Annotated in this window: 10 protein-coding genes and 1 pseudogene; 8 read left to right on the plus strand and 3 right to left on the minus strand. The window is 44.6% G+C overall.

Annotated elements, in window-relative coordinates:
• Positions 1 to 11: 11 nt before the first annotated feature.
• Entirely contained in the window at positions 12 to 551 is a 540-nt protein-coding gene (locus tag AB5062_RS19450) for a glutathione peroxidase (protein WP_008668754.1), read from the minus strand.
• A gap of 117 nt (positions 552 to 668) precedes the next feature.
• On the opposite strand from AB5062_RS19450, the gene AB5062_RS19455 reads away from it, so the two are divergent.
• From AB5062_RS19455 to AB5062_RS19470, 4 genes are all read left to right on the plus strand, one after another.
• Complete coding sequence (locus AB5062_RS19455; protein ID WP_005852663.1) at positions 669 to 2,009, plus strand: sigma-54 dependent transcriptional regulator; 1,341 nt, start codon at positions 669 to 671, stop codon at positions 2,007 to 2,009.
• Positions 2,010 to 2,124: 115 nt separating this feature from the next.
• Positions 2,125 to 3,426 (plus strand): PAS domain-containing sensor histidine kinase, encoded by a 1,302-nt coding sequence (locus AB5062_RS19460; RefSeq protein ID WP_057279425.1) that lies wholly within the window; start codon positions 2,125 to 2,127, stop codon positions 3,424 to 3,426.
• Between the two features lie 80 nt (positions 3,427 to 3,506).
• On the plus strand, positions 3,507 to 6,683 hold the full coding sequence (locus AB5062_RS19465; RefSeq protein ID WP_057279426.1) for an exodeoxyribonuclease V subunit beta: 3,177 nt from the start codon (positions 3,507 to 3,509) through the stop codon (positions 6,681 to 6,683).
• On the plus strand, positions 6,683 to 9,562 hold the full coding sequence (locus tag AB5062_RS19470; RefSeq protein ID WP_368326928.1) for a PD-(D/E)XK nuclease family protein: 2,880 nt from the start codon (positions 6,683 to 6,685) through the stop codon (positions 9,560 to 9,562). The genes AB5062_RS19465 and AB5062_RS19470 overlap by 1 nt, the downstream gene beginning before the upstream one ends.
• A gap of 74 nt (positions 9,563 to 9,636) precedes the next feature.
• Here the strand turns inward: AB5062_RS19470 and ispE are convergent, their stop codons facing one another.
• Positions 9,637 to 10,464, minus strand: a complete 828-nt coding sequence (gene ispE / locus AB5062_RS19475; protein ID WP_117815131.1) for a 4-(cytidine 5'-diphospho)-2-C-methyl-D-erythritol kinase — start codon at positions 10,462 to 10,464, stop codon at positions 9,637 to 9,639.
• 261 nt (positions 10,465 to 10,725) lie between these two features.
• Between ispE and dnaB the strand changes: the two genes are divergently transcribed.
• From dnaB to AB5062_RS19495, 4 genes are all read left to right on the plus strand, one after another.
• Positions 10,726 to 12,282 carry a replicative DNA helicase gene (gene dnaB, locus AB5062_RS19480; protein WP_005839941.1) on the plus strand — a complete coding sequence of 519 codons (1,557 nt, stop codon included), beginning with the start codon at positions 10,726 to 10,728 and terminating at the stop codon, positions 12,280 to 12,282.
• A gap of 153 nt (positions 12,283 to 12,435) precedes the next feature.
• Positions 12,436 to 14,898 (plus strand): phenylalanine--tRNA ligase subunit beta, encoded by a 2,463-nt coding sequence (gene pheT, locus AB5062_RS19485; protein ID WP_005852670.1) that lies wholly within the window; start codon positions 12,436 to 12,438, stop codon positions 14,896 to 14,898.
• Positions 14,899 to 14,931: 33 nt separating this feature from the next.
• Positions 14,932 to 15,672 carry a YebC/PmpR family DNA-binding transcriptional regulator gene (locus tag AB5062_RS19490; RefSeq protein ID WP_005839937.1) on the plus strand — a complete coding sequence of 247 codons (741 nt, stop codon included), beginning with the start codon at positions 14,932 to 14,934 and terminating at the stop codon, positions 15,670 to 15,672.
• 1 nt (position 15,673) lies between these two features.
• Positions 15,674 to 15,919: a TIGR03905 family TSCPD domain-containing protein gene (locus AB5062_RS19495; protein WP_005839935.1), complete on the plus strand. Its 246-nt coding sequence runs from the start codon at positions 15,674 to 15,676 to the stop codon at positions 15,917 to 15,919.
• A 115-nt stretch (positions 15,920 to 16,034) separates the two neighbouring features.
• Here the strand turns inward: AB5062_RS19495 and AB5062_RS19500 are convergent.
• Positions 16,035 to 16,493 (minus strand): annotated as a pseudogene (locus AB5062_RS19500) (hypothetical protein); the annotation flags it as partial.

Genomic DNA, 16,493 nt, shown 5'->3' on the forward strand with positions numbered 1-16,493 from the left:
TTCTGGTCATTTTATTCTTCAATCCATTCTACAATTTCCTGTGAAAGCGGACTGGTAGTAGAGCCGATTGAGGCAACCCATCTACCATTTTCATCAATCAGAAACTTATGAAAGTTCCACCCTATCTTAGCATCCGAAACCCCGTTTTCACTTTTATGCGTAAGCCATTGATAGAGGGGAGCTATATCTTTCCCTTTTACAGATATTTTAGCCATCATAGGAAAAGTCACTCCATAATTCAACGTACAAAACTCCTTGATTTCTTCATTCGTTCCGGGTTCCTGATGCAGGAAATTATTGGCAGGGAATCCGATAACGACAAAATCATCTTTTCCATATTTTTCATACAACTCCTCCAACTTGGCGTACTGGGGAGTGAAACCGCATTTAGATGCCACATTGACTACCAATACTTTCTTACCCTTGAACGTGGAAAGTGGCAAGTCCTTCCCGTCAATAGTCTTGACCGTAAAGTCATAAAAACTTTTTTGCTGTGCACCAGCTACCGATGTAATCATGGTTACAATTATGCTTAATATAAATGTTTTCATTTGAAATGCTATTTTATAATAGAACAATTCATGAAATTGAAAAGTTTTCTCTGAAAGAAAAGATTGGCGAGAGAAAATCATTATCTTTGTTCTTCTGAAAAAGAACAGAAGATATTTATGAGCAAACAAGGAACCATCATTGTGGTAGATGATAACAAAGGAGTGCTGTCGGCAGTAAAGCTATTGCTGAAAAATCATTTCGAACATATCGTCACACTGCCCTCACCCATCACACTGCCCGCTGCGTTACGTGAAGAAAATGCGCAAGTGGTGCTGCTGGATATGAATTTCAGCAGCGGACTGAATACCGGGAATGAAGGTCTGTACTGGTTACACGAGATAAAGAAAATACACCCCTCCCTGCCCGTAGTACTTTTCACAGCATACGCTGACATAGACTTGGCAGTGCGCGGCATCAAGGAAGGGGCGACAGACTTCATCGTCAAACCCTGGGACAATACCCGGTTGATAGAAACCTTGCTGTCTGCCTGCCGCAATTCCTCAAAGAACAAGAAGAGGGCAGAAGTCCCTAAAACCGTATCTTCTATGTATTGGGGAGAAAGCAATGCCATGAAGCAACTGCGGACGCTGATAGAGAAAGTGGCGCAAACGGATGCCAATATTCTGATTACAGGAGAGAACGGCACAGGAAAAGAAATGCTGGCGCGGGAAATACACGCCTTGTCCAACCGATACCGGCGGGATATGATAACAGTGGACATGGGTGCCATCACCGAATCCCTGTTCGAAAGCGAACTGTTCGGCCATAAAAAAGGCTCGTTTACCGATGCCCATACCGACCGTGCAGGTAAATTTGAAGCCGCCCATGAAGGGACTTTGTTTCTGGACGAAATAGGCAACCTGCCCTATCACCTGCAATCCAAACTACTCACCGCCATTCAGAGCCGGAGCGTGGTGCGAGTAGGAAGCAACGAACCGATACCTGTCAACATACGTTTGATTTGCGCCACCAATTGTAATTTGGAAGAGATGGTGGCCAAAGGCAAATTCCGCGAAGATTTGCTTTACCGCATCAATACCATCCACATCGAGATTCCCCCTCTGCGGGAACGCAAAGAAGATATTATCCCTTTGGCCGAACGCTTTATAGACCGGTTCTGCAAACAATATGACAAAGGAAATATCCTTCTTTCTACCGGTGCGCAAGAAAAGTTACGGACATATCCGTGGTATGGAAACATACGCGAACTGGAACATGCCGTAGAGAAAGCGGTCATTATCAATGAAGATGGTATATTGAGTGAGGAACATTTTCATTTTCCCCGAAAAATAGCGGCTCCTGCGACAGAAACAAGTGTCTCAACTCTGGAGGAGATGGAATTGCAAATGATTCAGAAAGCGATAGAGAAATGCAACGGAAACCTCTCGGCTGTAGCGGCACAGTTGGGAATTACCCGGCAGACGCTTTATAATAAGATGAAAAAATTCGGATTATGACCTATTATCTCATCTCATTCTTCACGATGGTTCAGGATGACAAAACAAATAACAATAATCTATTTTTAAACAGGAACTAAAGGAACATTCAAACGAAATAATAAATAATTAAGCTGTGAAACAATTCTTCTTCCGCCTATTTACCGTACTGGTTCTAGCCATTGCCTGCACCTTACTAATCCAGCAGCGCAACTGGTTGTGGCTATGCGTAATCGTACCTTCATTCCTCGTTTCCATAGGCTGGTTTTACCGCCTGTACACTTTTAATACCCGGAAGATAGCCTTTCTGCTCGACGCCATCGAAAACGACGACCCCGCTGTTCGTTTTTACGAACATGCCTCCCCTGGCGATTCTTCCATGGTCAATGTCATGCTGAACCGTATCGCACGTATTTTGTACAATGTAAAACAGGAAACGGCACAACGCGAGAAGTATTATGAGCTCATCATGGACTTTGTAGAAACCGGCATAGTGGTACTGAACAGCAAAGGCTCCGTTTATCAAAAGAACAAAGAGGCCATGAATCTGTTGGGGCTGGATGTTCTGACTCATGTCAAACAACTCTCCCGCATCTCGGATGAACTGATGACTGCTTTGGAAAAAGCAGTTCCGGGTGACAAGCTGCAAATTCAGTTCAATACGGAACGGGGAACGGTGCATCTTGCCTTACGGGTGTCCGGCATCCGTATCAAAGACGAGGAACTCCGCATTATTGCCTTGAGTGATATCAATCGGGAATTGGATGAACGGGAAATAGATTCATGGATACGCCTTACCCGCGTGCTGACACACGAAATTATGAATTCCCTGACCCCGGTGACTTCCCTCAGCGAAACACTGCTGGCTCTTCCCGGAGCAGAAAATGAAGAAATGAAACAAGGGCTGGAAACGATTCACTCTACAGGTAAAGGATTGATAAATTTTGTCATGTCTTATCGCAAACTGACACGACTGCCATCACCTGAGCCATCGCTGTTCTATGTCCGTCCTTTCCTGGAACGGATGATCCGACTGGCACAGCACCAGCATCCATGCCCCAACATCACCCTTTCCATCCTCGAAACCCGGGAAGACCTGATAGTCTTTGCCGACGAGAACCTGATAGCCCAAGTGGTTACGAATCTGCTGAAAAATGCGATTCAAGCCATAGGTAATGCTCCCGACGGAAAGATCACCTTGAAAGCTTATTGTGATCCGCAAGAAAGTATCCGTATAGAGATAGCCAACAACGGTCCCGCCATTCCTCCCGATGCAGCCGGACAAATTTTTGTACCTTTCTTCACGACCAAAGAGGAAGGAAGCGGCATCGGACTGAGCCTGAGCAAACAAATCATGAGACTGAGCGGTGGCACACTGACCCTGCTGCCTTACAAGGAAAAGGGACAGGCCACTGTTTTTGTGCTGGTTTTTAATTAAAAATAAAAATGTACTAATGTGTCAGCCAATTACCATCCGGTACACAGAGCAGCCATTAGCAAATTAGCAAATTATTTAAAATGAAACATTCTCCTGAATTATTAGTTTATAAAGCCTCTGCCGGTTCGGGAAAAACATTCACACTGGCCGTGGAATATATAAAACTGCTGATACAGAACCCACGGGCATACCGTAATATACTGGCTGTGACTTTTACCAACAAGGCCACTACCGAAATGAAAGAGCGGATTCTGAGCCAGCTATACGGAATATGGATAAAGGATAAGGATTCTGATCCCTATTTACAGAAAATCACAGAAGAACTGGAAATGCCCCAAGAGGACATAAGGACAGCCGCCGGTACGGCACTGCACTACATGATACACGATTACAGCCGCTTCCGGGTGGAAACCATTGACTCATTCTTCCAGTCGGTGATGCGCAATTTGGCACGGGAGCTGGAATTGGGTGCCAATCTGAATATCGAACTGAACAATATGGAGGTACTGAGTGATGCCGTGGACTCCATGATAGAAAAGCTGGACCGACAATCTCCCGTACTCTATTGGCTGTTGGAATACATAGAAGAAAGAATAGCCGATGACAAGAGGTGGAATGTTTCCGGTGAGATAAAGAATTTCGGACGAAATATCTTCGATGAAGGATATATAGAAAAAGGAAACGGACTACGGGAAAAATTACGGGACAAAGACTGTATCAAGAATTACCGCGAAACGCTGCAGGCCATTTTGGAAGAGGTGCAGGAACAAATGAAAGGATTTGCCGACCAATTCTTCGGAATATTGGATACAAACGGGGTGAAAGTAGAAGATTTGAAAAACGGCTCCCGAGGTATAGCCAGCTATTTTAATAAATTACAATCGGGTAAATTGGATGACAGTGTCCGCAATGTAACAGTGGAAAAATGTCTGGACTGCCCCGACGAATGGGTGAAAAAAACCTCCCCCATACGCAACGCTATCCTAGGTCTGGCAGAAAAAGAACTGATTCCTCTGCTGAATGAATCGGAAAAATACAGAAGCCGGAACAATATGCTAGCCAATTCCTGCCAACTCTCCCTGCGCCACGTAAACAATATCCGTCTGCTGGCCAATATAGACGAAGAGGTACGCGAATTGAACCATGAAAACAACCGCTTCCTGCTGTCGGATACCAACGCGTTGCTTCATAACCTGGTAAAAGAAGGAGATTCCTCGTTTGTATTCGAAAAGATAGGAACAACCATACGCAACGTAATGATCGATGAATTTCAGGACACTTCGCGTATGCAATGGGACAATTTCCGTCTGTTGCTGCTCGAAGGTTTGTCTCAGGGAGCAGACAGCTTGATTGTAGGAGACGTGAAACAATCCATCTACCGCTGGAGAAACGGTGACTGGGGCATACTGAACGGATTGAAAACAAACATCGAAGCCTTTCCCGTCAAAGTAAAGACACTGACCACCAATCGCCGGAGTGCCGCAAACATCATTCACTTCAACAACGAAGTGTTTACAGCCGCCTGCGAGGTGTTGAACAACATTTACAAGGAAGAACAAAAAAAGGAATGCAAGGAACTGAAGGAAGCCTACAACGACGTGTGTCAGGAAACATACAAAGATCCCGGAAAAGGGTATGTCAAAGTGGAATTTCTATCGGATACGGAAGACATGACCTATATGGAAAACACCCTGCACCACCTAGGAGAAGAAGTGGAGCTGCTTGTGGCGCAGGGCGTGCAACTGAAAGATATTGCCATCCTGGTGCGCAAGAACAGAAGCATTCCTTTAATAGCCGATTACTTCGACAAGAACACCTCTTACAAAATCGTATCCGATGAGGCATTCCGACTGGATGCCTCACTGGCGGTATGTATGATAATGGATGGCCTGCGCTACTTGTCACAACCCGAAAACCGGATTGCCAAGGCACAACTGGCTGCTGCCTATCAGAATGAAGTATTACATAAAGGAATAGACCTCAACACTCTATTGCTGAACGAGATAGATGATTATCTGCCATTCGATTTCATAAAAGAAGCGGAGCAACTTCGCCTCATGCCACTGTATGAGCTGATGGAAAAACTTTTCAATCTGTTCCAGATGTCCTGCATCGAACAACAGGATGCCTATCTGTGCGCCTTCTTTGATGCCGTGACGGAATATCTGCAAAGCAATTCTTCCGAATTATCCGCTTTTATCACCTACTGGGAAGAAAAACTAGGCAGCAAGACCATCCCTTCCGGCGAGGTGGAAGGAATTCGCATTCTCTCCATCCACAAGTCCAAAGGATTGGAATACCATACCGTACTGCTACCTTTCTGCGACTGGAAAATGGAGAATGAGACTTACAATCATCTGGTATGGTGTGCTCCCCGGCAAGCTCCATTTAGCGATCTTGACATTGTTCCCATCAACTATTCCACAGCCATGCAGCAATCCATTTATCGGGAAGAGTTCCTGAATGAACGCTTGCAATTATGGGTGGATAATCTGAACCTGCTTTATGTGGCATTTACCCGTGCCAAAAAGAACTTGATTATATATGGAAAGGCGGAACAGAAAGGAACGGTATCCGAATTGTTGGGAAGTGCCTTATCCGACATGACCGGAAAGAGCTATGCCACCGGAGAAGAAATATACGAACTGGGAACGCTCTATCTCTCATCTCACGAAGAGGAAAAACAAGTATCCGGCAACAAGCTGCTGACTGTAGCCCGACGTTTGCCTATCCATCTGGAAACGCTGGAAACCAACATCGAATTCAAACAGTCCAACCGTTCTGCCGAATTTATCCGGGGAGAAGAGGAAGCGGAAGACAAATACATCCGGCAAGGACAGCTGTTGCATAATCTGTTCTCCGTAATCCGTACCACGGACGATGTGCCTCCCGCCATAGAACGCCTGCGTTTCGAAGGAATCATAGAGTCGGCACAACAGGAAGAACAGATACGAAAACTCACCGAATGGGCTTTGAAGCATCCGCTGGTCAAAGAATGGTATTCGGGCCGCTGGGAACTATACAATGAGTGTGCCATTATTTATCGGGAAAAAGGAGTGCTGCAAACCCGCCGTCCGGACCGCGTGATGATGAAAGACGGAGAGGTGATTGTGGTGGACTTTAAATTCGGTAAAAAGCGGAAAGCTTACAACAAGCAGGTGAAAGAATATATGGATTTATTATCGGATATGGGATATGAGCATATCCGTGGCTATTTATGGTATGTATTTAACAACGAACTGGAGGAAATAGAATAATGGAAAGCTTTTTGAAACTGGTAGCAGCCGATTTATATAAACATACGAAAGGAAACCTGGCACATACAGCCGTGGTTTTTCCTAACAAACGTGCCGGACTTTTCTTTAATGAGTATCTCGCCCAAGAGTCGGATTCACCTATTTGGTCGCCCGCATACGTCAGCATCAGCGAATTGTTCCGTAGCCTTTCTCCGTGGGAAGTGGGTGATCCGGTAAAACTGGTATGCGAACTTTATAAGATATTCCGACGGGAAACTCAAAGTACGGAAACACTGGATGATTTTTATTTTTGGGGAGAAATGCTGATCAGTGATTTTGACGATGCCGACAAAAATAAAGTGGATACCGACAAACTGTTTTCCAATTTACAGGATCTGCGCAACATAATGGACGACTACACCTTCATTGACGATGAGCAGGAAGAAGCTATCCGGCAGTTCTTCCAGAACTTCTCCATCGAACGGAGAACAGCGCTGAAAGAACGGTTTATCTCTTTATGGGACGTATTGGGAAACATCTACAAAGGGTTCCGTGAATCCTTAGCTTCTCAAAACATTGCCTACGAAGGAATGATGTACCGCCACGTCATAGAGCATCTGGATGTGGACAAACTTCCATACGAGAAATATGTTTTTGTAGGATTTAATGTACTGAACAAAGTAGAACATACGTTGTTCACCCAATTGAAAGATGCCGGGAAAGCTGTTTTTTATTGGGATTACGACGAATTTTATATGAAGGAAAACAGACAAGCCGTCACCCATGAAGCCGGAGAGTTTATCCGCCGGAACTTACGCGACTTTCCTTCTCCTTTGTCCGGTGAGTTATTCAAAAATCTCTCGAAACCTAAAGAGGTACACTACATCGCATCTTCTACTGAAAATGCACAAGCCCGTTACCTGCCTCAATGGATACGAAACAATCTGACTACACCGGAAAAGGAAACCGCAGTCGTATTGTGTAACGAAGCATTGCTTCAGCCGGTCCTCCATTCATTGCCGGCAGAAGTAAAACATGTCAATATCACCATGGGATTTCCGTTATCGCAAACTCCTGTATATAGTTTCCTCATCGCCTTACTGGAATTGCATACCCACGGATTTAATTTCAAAAGCGGCCGCTACACGTTTCAATCGGTTGTTACACTGTTAAAACACCCCTATACCCGCCAACTCACCGGTCAAGCCGAATTGTTGGAAAAAGAACTGACCCGGAACAACCGTTTCTATCCGTTACCCGGCGAATTGGGTAAAGATGAATTCCTTACCCGGCTTTTCACTCCGCTTTCCGGAAACCTGAATCTGTGCATACGCCTGTCCGAAACTTTGCAGCAAGTGGCAGGCATTTACCAGGCAAACACTTCCGGTACCGAAGACACAGATGCATTCAACCAACTTTACCGGGAATCGCTTTTCAAAGCCTATACCACCATCAACCGGTTCCGCACACTGATAGAAGAAGATGAATTAACCGTACAGAGCGAAACATTCCGGCGATTGCTGGTCAAGGTCTTGTCAGCGACCAATATTCCATTCCATGGCGAACCGGCCATTGGTATGCAGGTCATGGGGGTATTGGAAACACGTAACCTGGATTTCCGCCACTTGGTATTACTATCGGTCAACGAAGGGCAGCTTCCCAAATCGGGAGGAGACTCTTCCTTTATTCCTTACAACCTGCGCAAAGCTTTCGGAATGACTACTATAGAGCATAAGATTGCCGTATATGCATACTATTTCTATCGTCTGCTGCAACGGGCAGAAAGGATTACCTTGATGTACAATACCAGTTCGGACGGACTGAACCGCGGCGAATGGAGCCGTTTCATGCTGCAATTCCTGATTGAATGGCCTCACCCCATCACACGTCAGTTTCTGGAGGCCGGACAGTCCCCCCAAGGCACCTCGCCTATCACTGTAGAAAAGACCCCGGATGTCATGCGCCGGATGCAAAGCCTGTTTGATGTCCGTGCCAATCCCAAAGCAAAATTTTCTCCATCAGCCTTGAATTATTACCTGGATTGTCCTTTAAAATTTTATTATAGGTATGTAGCCGGCCTCTCCGCCCCCGATGAAGTGAGTGCGGAAATAGATTCTGCCACATTCGGAAGTATTTTCCATTATGCAGCCGAACATATTTATAAAGACCTGACCACTCATGGCAAAGTCATTAATAAGGAAGCATTGGAAACGTTGCTACGCAATGAAGTGAAGCTGCAAGATTATGTGGATACAGCATTCAAGAAATTATTCTTTAATGTTCCGCAAAACGAGAAACCGGAATATAACGGCGTACAACTTATCAACTCTGCCGTTATTGCAAGATATTTAAAACAACTTTTACAAAATGATTTACGTTACGCTCCCTTCACTTTTATTGCATCGGAAATGGAAGTGGATGAACCCATCGACATACAAACACCCAAAGGAGTCATAAAATCACGTATCGGGGGAATTATTGACCGTATGGACAGCAAGGATGGCACACTCCGTATTGTGGACTACAAGACAGGCGGTGATGCAGACACCCCACCCCATGTGGAATCTCTGTTTATTCCGGACAAGAAACGTTCCAACTATGTATTCCAGACGTTCCTGTATGCCGCCATCATGTGCCGCAAGCAACCAACGATGAAGATAGCTCCGGCCCTTCTCTATATTCATCGGGCCGCTACAGAAACCTATTCTCCCGTTATACAAATGGGCGAGCCACGAAAGCCTAAAGAGGCTGTGGAAGATTTCAGTAAATATGAAAAAGAATACCGTGAACGACTTCAAGGATTATTAGAAGAGATATTTAATCCGGAAAAATCATTTACCCAAACAGAAATCATAGACAAATGTACCTATTGTGATTTCAAGGCACTATGTAAAAGATAGACTATAGTGGTTAGTGGTTAATACCTGCGGCATGACAGCGCAGTCCACTAATCACTAACCACTGATCTGCCACACTATTCCAACGCTCTCTGTCTGCAAAAGCATCCACAGAATTTATCTTCCACATTCTCTATCGGTGCTTTGAAAATACCATAGACGGAAGACCCCGAGCCACTCATGGCGGCATACACTGCCCCCAAATCATACAATTCATCTTTTATAGCAGCAATCTCAGGGAACTTTTTGAAGACACTATCTTCAAAATCATTCTTCATACTGTTTTTCCATGTTTCCATAGGTTGCTTTACAATTTCTTTCAAAGAAACAGCCGGACGCACAGGCTTTATTTCGGCAAACGCATCCCGGGTGGACACAAAGATATCAGGTTTAATCAAAATTATATGGTATCCCTTTAATGACAATTCCACAGGCTCGAACAGATTCCCTATTCCGGTAGCGAAAACAGGTTTGTTCCGAATGAAAAAAGAACAGTCTGCCCCTAGTTTTACCGCATATTCCTCCATCCGTTCCGTACTGAGTCCCAATGAAAATTTATCATTCAGAAGCTTTATCATACAAGCGGCATCTGATGATCCGCCACCTAGTCCGGCACCCGCCGGTATATGCTTGTACATGTGTATATCTACCGGCAACAGTCCGGGATAGTCTTTTTTTAATAACTTATAGGCTTTTACTACCAGATTATCTTCGGGTTCACCCTCCAAAGGAGATCCGCTTATGTGTAAAGTGTATTCTTTGTCATTGTTTTCCCGCCGCGTCACTTCCAGAGCGTCTTGCAGGTTTATCGGATAAAATATGGTTTCCAGATTGTGGTATCCATCCGGGCGCTTTTCTACAATATTAAGTCCCAAATTAATCTTTGCATTAGGAAATGTAATCATATTCTGTTCTTTAAATAGTTATTTTTAGTGTGTTTCGTTAGATTGTTGCCCGTTCTACAAAGATGCACGCCATCTTTTATCCGGACAGAGCGCCAAATATAGAACAAACTTTTCATTTTACCATATAAAAAAACCATTTACTGTCCAGATTGTTCATTTCTCCGTAGATTCAGGTTCATATTTCTTTTATTATTTTTGGGAATGGACGAGTGTCCAACTCAGCAAAAAGTTCTATCTTTGCCCTACTTTAAACAGACGACAATGGCAGAAACGAGAAAAATGACACGTACTCCCAAAACTTCGAAAGCAAAGCCTGTTGACGAATACGGACATTTACAGCCCCAGGCACCTGAGCTGGAGGAAGCTGTATTGGGAGCCTTAATGATAGAAAAAGATGCTTACTCATTAGTAAGTGAGATTCTTCGTCCCGAATCTTTTTATGAACGCCGTCACCAACTTATTTATTCGGCTATTACCTCTTTGGCTTTACGCCAGCAACCAGTCGATATCTTGACTGTGGCCGAACAATTACGCAGCACCGGTGAACTGGAAGATGCAGGCGGTCCTTTTTACATAACACAGCTAAGCGGCAAGGTAGCCTCTTCCGCACACATAGAATATCACGCACGTATCATCGCGCAGAAGTTTCTTGCACGCGAACTGATTACCTTTACCAGCAACATCCAGACAAAGGCTTTCGACGAAACCCAAGACGTGGACGACCTGATGCAGGAAGCGGAAGGAAAACTGTTCGAAATCTCGCAACAGAACATGAAGAAGGATTATACGCAAATCAACCCTGTCATTCAGGAAGCGTATGAGATGCTTCAAAAAGCGGCGGCACGAACGGACGGGCTGAGTGGTCTGGAAAGCGGTTTCCATGCATTGGACAAAATGACCTCGGGCTGGCAAAATTCCGACCTGGTGATTATTGCCGCCCGCCCCGCTATGGGTAAAACGGCTTTTGTGCTTTCCATGGCAAAGAACATGGCGGTAAATGCGAAAATCCCTGTGGCTTTGTTCTCTCTTGAAATGTCCAACGTACAGTTGGTCAACCGTATGATTGTCAACGTGTGCGAAATTCCGGGTGAGAAAATCAAGAGCGGCCAGTTGGCTCCGTATGAATGGGGACAATTGGATTATAAAATAAAAGAATTATACGATGCTCCGATGTATGTGGATGACACACCATCCTTGTCCGTCTTTGAATTACGCACCAAAGCACGACGGCTTGTACGCGAGCATGGAGTAAAAATCATTATCATTGACTACCTTCAGTTAATGAATGCCAGCGGAATGTCATTCGGTAGCCGTCAGGAAGAGGTCAGTACCATTTCACGTTCACTGAAGGGGTTAGCCAAAGAACTGAACATCCCCATCATCGCACTGAGCCAGCTGAACCGTGGTGTGGAAAGTCGTGAGGGTATTGACGGAAAACGTCCCCAGCTCAGTGACCTCCGTGAATCCGGAGCTATTGAGCAGGATGCCGATATGGTATGCTTTATCCACCGCCCGGAATACTATAAAATCTACTCGGATGAAAAAGGGAACGACCTGCACGGTATGGCAGAAATCATTATCGCCAAGCACCGTAACGGTGCCGTAGGTGATGTACTGCTGCGTTTCCGTGGCGAATTCGCCCGCTTCCAGAATCCGGACGATGATGTCATCGTGCCTATGCCGGGTGAGGCACCGGGTATTATCCGTTCCAAAATGAACGGTGGCGGCAACAGTGTACCTCCCCCATCTCCTGATGCCGCACCTGCCGACAATAATCCGTTCGGAGCCCCTATTCCCGAAGGACCTTTACCGTTCTGACATTTATTTATCCCTCACAGAATTAACACGGATTATTTCCCTCAAAGAAAAATCTGTGTTAATCTGAGTAATCTGTGATGGATAAATAACAGGATAAAAGAAAATAATTACTAAATTTGCAGGTCATTTTGAAATACATAAAAAATATCATATATGAATATCTCTTATAATTGGCTGAAAGAATACGTCAACTTCGATTTGACACCGGATGAAGTGGCCGAGGCGCTGACTTCCATCGGTTTGGAAACCGGAGGCGTAGAAGAAGTCCAAACAATTAAAGGTGGTCTGGAAGGTATTGTCATCGGCGAAGTGCTGACTTGCGAACCTCATCCCAATTCAGACCACATGCATGTTACTACTGTGAATTTGGGACAAGGCGAACCGGTACAGATTGTCTGTGGAGCCGCTAACGTAGCTGCCGGACAGAAAGTGGTGGTTGCCACATTGGGCACCAAGCTATACGATGGCGAAGAATGTTTTACCATCAAGAAATCAAAGCTCCGCGGAATTGAATCTATGGGTATGATCTGTGCCGAAGACGAAATCGGTATCGGAAACAGCCACGAAGGTATCATCGTACTGCCGGCGGATGCTGTTCCGGGTACTCCCGCTAAAGATTATTTCAATATCAAAAGCGAATACGTACTGGAAGTGGATATCACCCCGAACCGTGCGGACGCCTGCTCACATTACGGCGTGGCCCGAGATCTGTATGCCTACCTGATTCAAAACGGCAAACAAGCCACTTTAAAACGTCCGTCTGTAGAAGCGTTTAAAGTGGATAACCATGATATGGACATCGCCATTGAAGTAGAGAATACGGAAGCATGTCCGCGTTATGCCGGAGTTTCCATAAAAGGGGTAACTGTAAAAGAGAGTCCCGAATGGCTGCAAAACAAATTACGCCTGATTGGAGTACGTCCTATCAATAATATCGTGGATATCACCAACTACATCCTTCACGCATACGGCCAGCCCCTGCACTGTTTTGATGCAGATAAGATTAAAGGTGGTAAGATTGTAGTGAAGACTGTTGCCGAAGGTACTACATTCGTTACTTTGGACGAAGTGGAACGCAAATTATCCGACAAGGACCTGATGATATGCAACACAGAAGAACCGATGTGCATTGCCGGTGTATTCGGTGGTCTGGATTCGGGAACAACCGAGCAGACAGTAGATGTATTTTTGGAAAGCGCTTATTTCAACCCGACTTGGGTACGTAAAACAGCCCGTCGCCATGGATTGAGCACAGACTCTTCTTTCCGTTTCGAACGTGGTATTGACCCCAACGGAACTATTTATGCATTGAAAGAAGCGGCTTTACTGGTTCAAGAACTGGCAGGAGGTACTATTTCTTCTGAAATTAAAGACAACTACCCTGCCCCGATAGCCGATTTTACAGTAGAGCTGAATTATGAGAAAGTCCACTCACTGATAGGAAAAACCATACCGGTGGAAACCATAAAGAGCATTGTCACCAGTCTTGAAATGAAGATTGTAAACGAAACACCCGAAGGCTTGACTTTACAAGTTCCCCCCTATCGTGTGGATGTGCAACGTGATTGCGATGTAGTAGAAGACATTCTCCGTATCTACGGATATAATAATGTGGAGATTCCTACTACCTTGAAATCCAGCCTGACCACCAAAGGTGAAGTGGATTACTCCCAGAAATTACAAAATCTGATTTCAGAGCAACTGGTAGGTTGTGGTTTCAATGAAATACTGAACAATTCACTGACCGCCGCTTCCTATTACGAAGGGTCGGAAACATACAAGAACGAAAATTTGGTTTACTTGATGAACCCATTGAGTAACGATTTGAACGTGATGCGTCAAACTTTGTTATTCGGTGGTTTGGAAAGTATCCAGCACAATGCCAATCGTAAGAACGCCGATTTGAAATTCTTTGAATTCGGTAACTGCTATTTTTATAATGCAGAAAAGAAAAACCCGGAAAAAGTGCTTGCGGCTTATGCTGAAGAATATCATTTAGGATTGTGGGTAACCGGCAAACGCGTCAGCAATTCATGGGCCCATCCCGATGAAAACAGCAGTGTTTACGAATTAAAAGCATACGTGCTGAACATCTTTACCCGTTTGGGATTGAATTTCGGCAACGTGGTATTCGGCAACCTGACCAACGATATCTATTCAACAGCCATCAGCGTACACACACGTGGCGGCAAGTTATTGGCCACCTTCGGCATCATCAGCAAGAAGATTCAAAAAGCATTCGATATAGACAATGAGGTATATTATGCAGAAATCAACTGGAAAGAACTGATGAAAGCCATCAAGTCGGCTAAAGTCAACTTTAAAGAACTTTCCAAGTTCCCGGCTGTGAAACGTGACTTGGCTTTGTTGATTGACAAGAACATACAGTTTGCAGAAATCGAAAAAATAGCCTATGAGACTGAAAAGAAACTGCTGAAAGAAGTAGAATTGTTTGATGTTTATGAAGGCAAGAATCTGGAACCGGGTAAAAAAAGTTATGCAGTGAGCTTCTTGTTACAGGATGAAAGCGCAACACTGAACGACAAACAGATTGACAAGATCATGTCCAAACTGATTGCTAACCTGGAAAACAAACTAGGTGCAAAACTAAGATAATAATAAAAATAACCATTATAAAACTACAATCCAATGGGAAGAGCATTTGAATATAGAAAAGCTACAAAGCTGAAAAGATGGGGCCACATGGCCAAAACATTTACAAGACTGGGTAAACAAATCGCTATAGCTGTAAAAGCAGGTGGTCCGGAACCCGAAAATAACCCGACCCTACGTGGTGTGATCGCTACTTGTAAGCGTGAAAACATGCCGAAGGATAACATTGAACGCGCCATTAAGAATGCAATGGGTAAAGATACCAGTGACTACAAAGGTATGACTTACGAAGGATATGGTCCTCACGGAGTAGCTGTATTTGTTGATACATTGACAGACAACACTACCCGTACCGTAGCAGATGTGCGTTCAGTATTTAACAAATTCGGTGGAAACTTGGGTACTACCGGTTCCTTAGCTTTCTTGTTCGACCATAAATGTGTATTTACTTTCAAGAAGAAAGAAGGAATGGATATGGAAGAACTGATCCTGGATTTGATTGACTATAATGTAGAGGATGAGTTCGACGAAGATGAAGAAGAAGGAACTATCACCATCTATGGTGATCCGAAGAGCTACGCAGCAATTCAGAAACACTTGGAAGAATGTGGTTTCGAAGAAGTGGGTGGTGATTTCACATATATTCCCAATGACTTAAAAGATGTGACTCCTGAACAACGTGAAACTCTAGACAAGATGGTAGAGCGTCTGGAAGAATTTGATGATGTTCAGACCGTTTATACAAACATGAAACCTGCATCTGAAGAGGAAGAATAAAATGAAAATAACCTATAAGACGCAAGGCACTTGCAGCAGCCACATCGAAGTGGAAGTAGAAGATGACGTTATTCAACAAGTTTTCTTTTGGGGCGGATGCAATGGAAACTTACAAGGTATCAGCCGATTGGTGAAAGGAATGAAAGTGGAAGAGGTCTTACAGAAACTGGAAGGTGTAAAATGCGGAAACCGCTCCACCTCCTGCCCGGATCAATTATGTAAAGCGTTGCGTGAAATGAAACAATAAAAAAGAAGCTGTCTCATCTTGTAATTCAAGTTTGAGACAGCTTCTCTTTTTTTCAATATATTATCTTACTTCCGGATCATTGTTCCGTTTCATTTTCTGTTCTCTTCAAGGCCCTTCAAAGGTTGATGGTCTTTACCTTACCCGGAATGATGGTCAGATGCACCGTTCCATCCTTTTCTATCTCCACCTTCTGATATCTGGCCTCCACCACCACTTTTCCATCCAGCGCCATTACTCCCCACTGGCAGGCATTCCCTTCAAAAGCACAATAACCGCCTACGGGAACACAGATATTCCGGTAGCAGGGAGGCACAACGATACGATCTCCCCATTTCAGCCCCCACTTCATCCCCATCCGGAAAGGAAGGACATCTTTTATTTCCTCCAGCCTCTTCCGCCTTTTCTCTTCCTCATTCTGTTGCCGTTCCCGCTGTACGCTCTCCGCACGCCGCCCGGCTTCCTTCCTCAGACCTTCCACCACGGAGGCAAAATCCGCCTCGCCCGCCTTAGGAGCATTACAAGCTATATACCGCTTCCCCTTTCCTTTCTCCACATGATAATAGTTTCCTTCCCC

It is taken from the genome of Phocaeicola sp. RTP21359st1_B8_RTP21360_211022 (assembly GCF_040911965.1).
Lineage (GTDB): Bacteria > Bacteroidota > Bacteroidia > Bacteroidales > Bacteroidaceae > Phocaeicola > Phocaeicola vulgatus.

Excerpts from the sequence above, each read along its gene's own strand:
- AB5062_RS19450 (WP_008668754.1), bottom strand. The coding sequence starts at position 551 with ATGAAAACATTTATATTAAGCATAATTGTAACCATGATTACATCGGTA.
- AB5062_RS19455 (WP_005852663.1), top strand. The coding sequence starts at position 669 with ATGAGCAAACAAGGAACCATCATTGTGGTAGATGATAACAAAGGAGTG.
- AB5062_RS19465 (WP_057279426.1), top strand. The coding sequence starts at position 3,507 with ATGAAACATTCTCCTGAATTATTAGTTTATAAAGCCTCTGCCGGTTCG.
- AB5062_RS19470 (WP_368326928.1), top strand. The coding sequence starts at position 6,683 with ATGGAAAGCTTTTTGAAACTGGTAGCAGCCGATTTATATAAACATACG.
- ispE (WP_117815131.1), bottom strand. The coding sequence starts at position 10,464 with ATGATTACATTTCCTAATGCAAAGATTAATTTGGGACTTAATATTGTA.
- dnaB (WP_005839941.1), top strand. The coding sequence starts at position 10,726 with ATGGCAGAAACGAGAAAAATGACACGTACTCCCAAAACTTCGAAAGCA.
- pheT (WP_005852670.1), top strand. The coding sequence starts at position 12,436 with ATGAATATCTCTTATAATTGGCTGAAAGAATACGTCAACTTCGATTTG.
- AB5062_RS19490 (WP_005839937.1), top strand. The coding sequence starts at position 14,932 with ATGGGAAGAGCATTTGAATATAGAAAAGCTACAAAGCTGAAAAGATGG.
- AB5062_RS19495 (WP_005839935.1), top strand. The coding sequence starts at position 15,674 with ATGAAAATAACCTATAAGACGCAAGGCACTTGCAGCAGCCACATCGAA.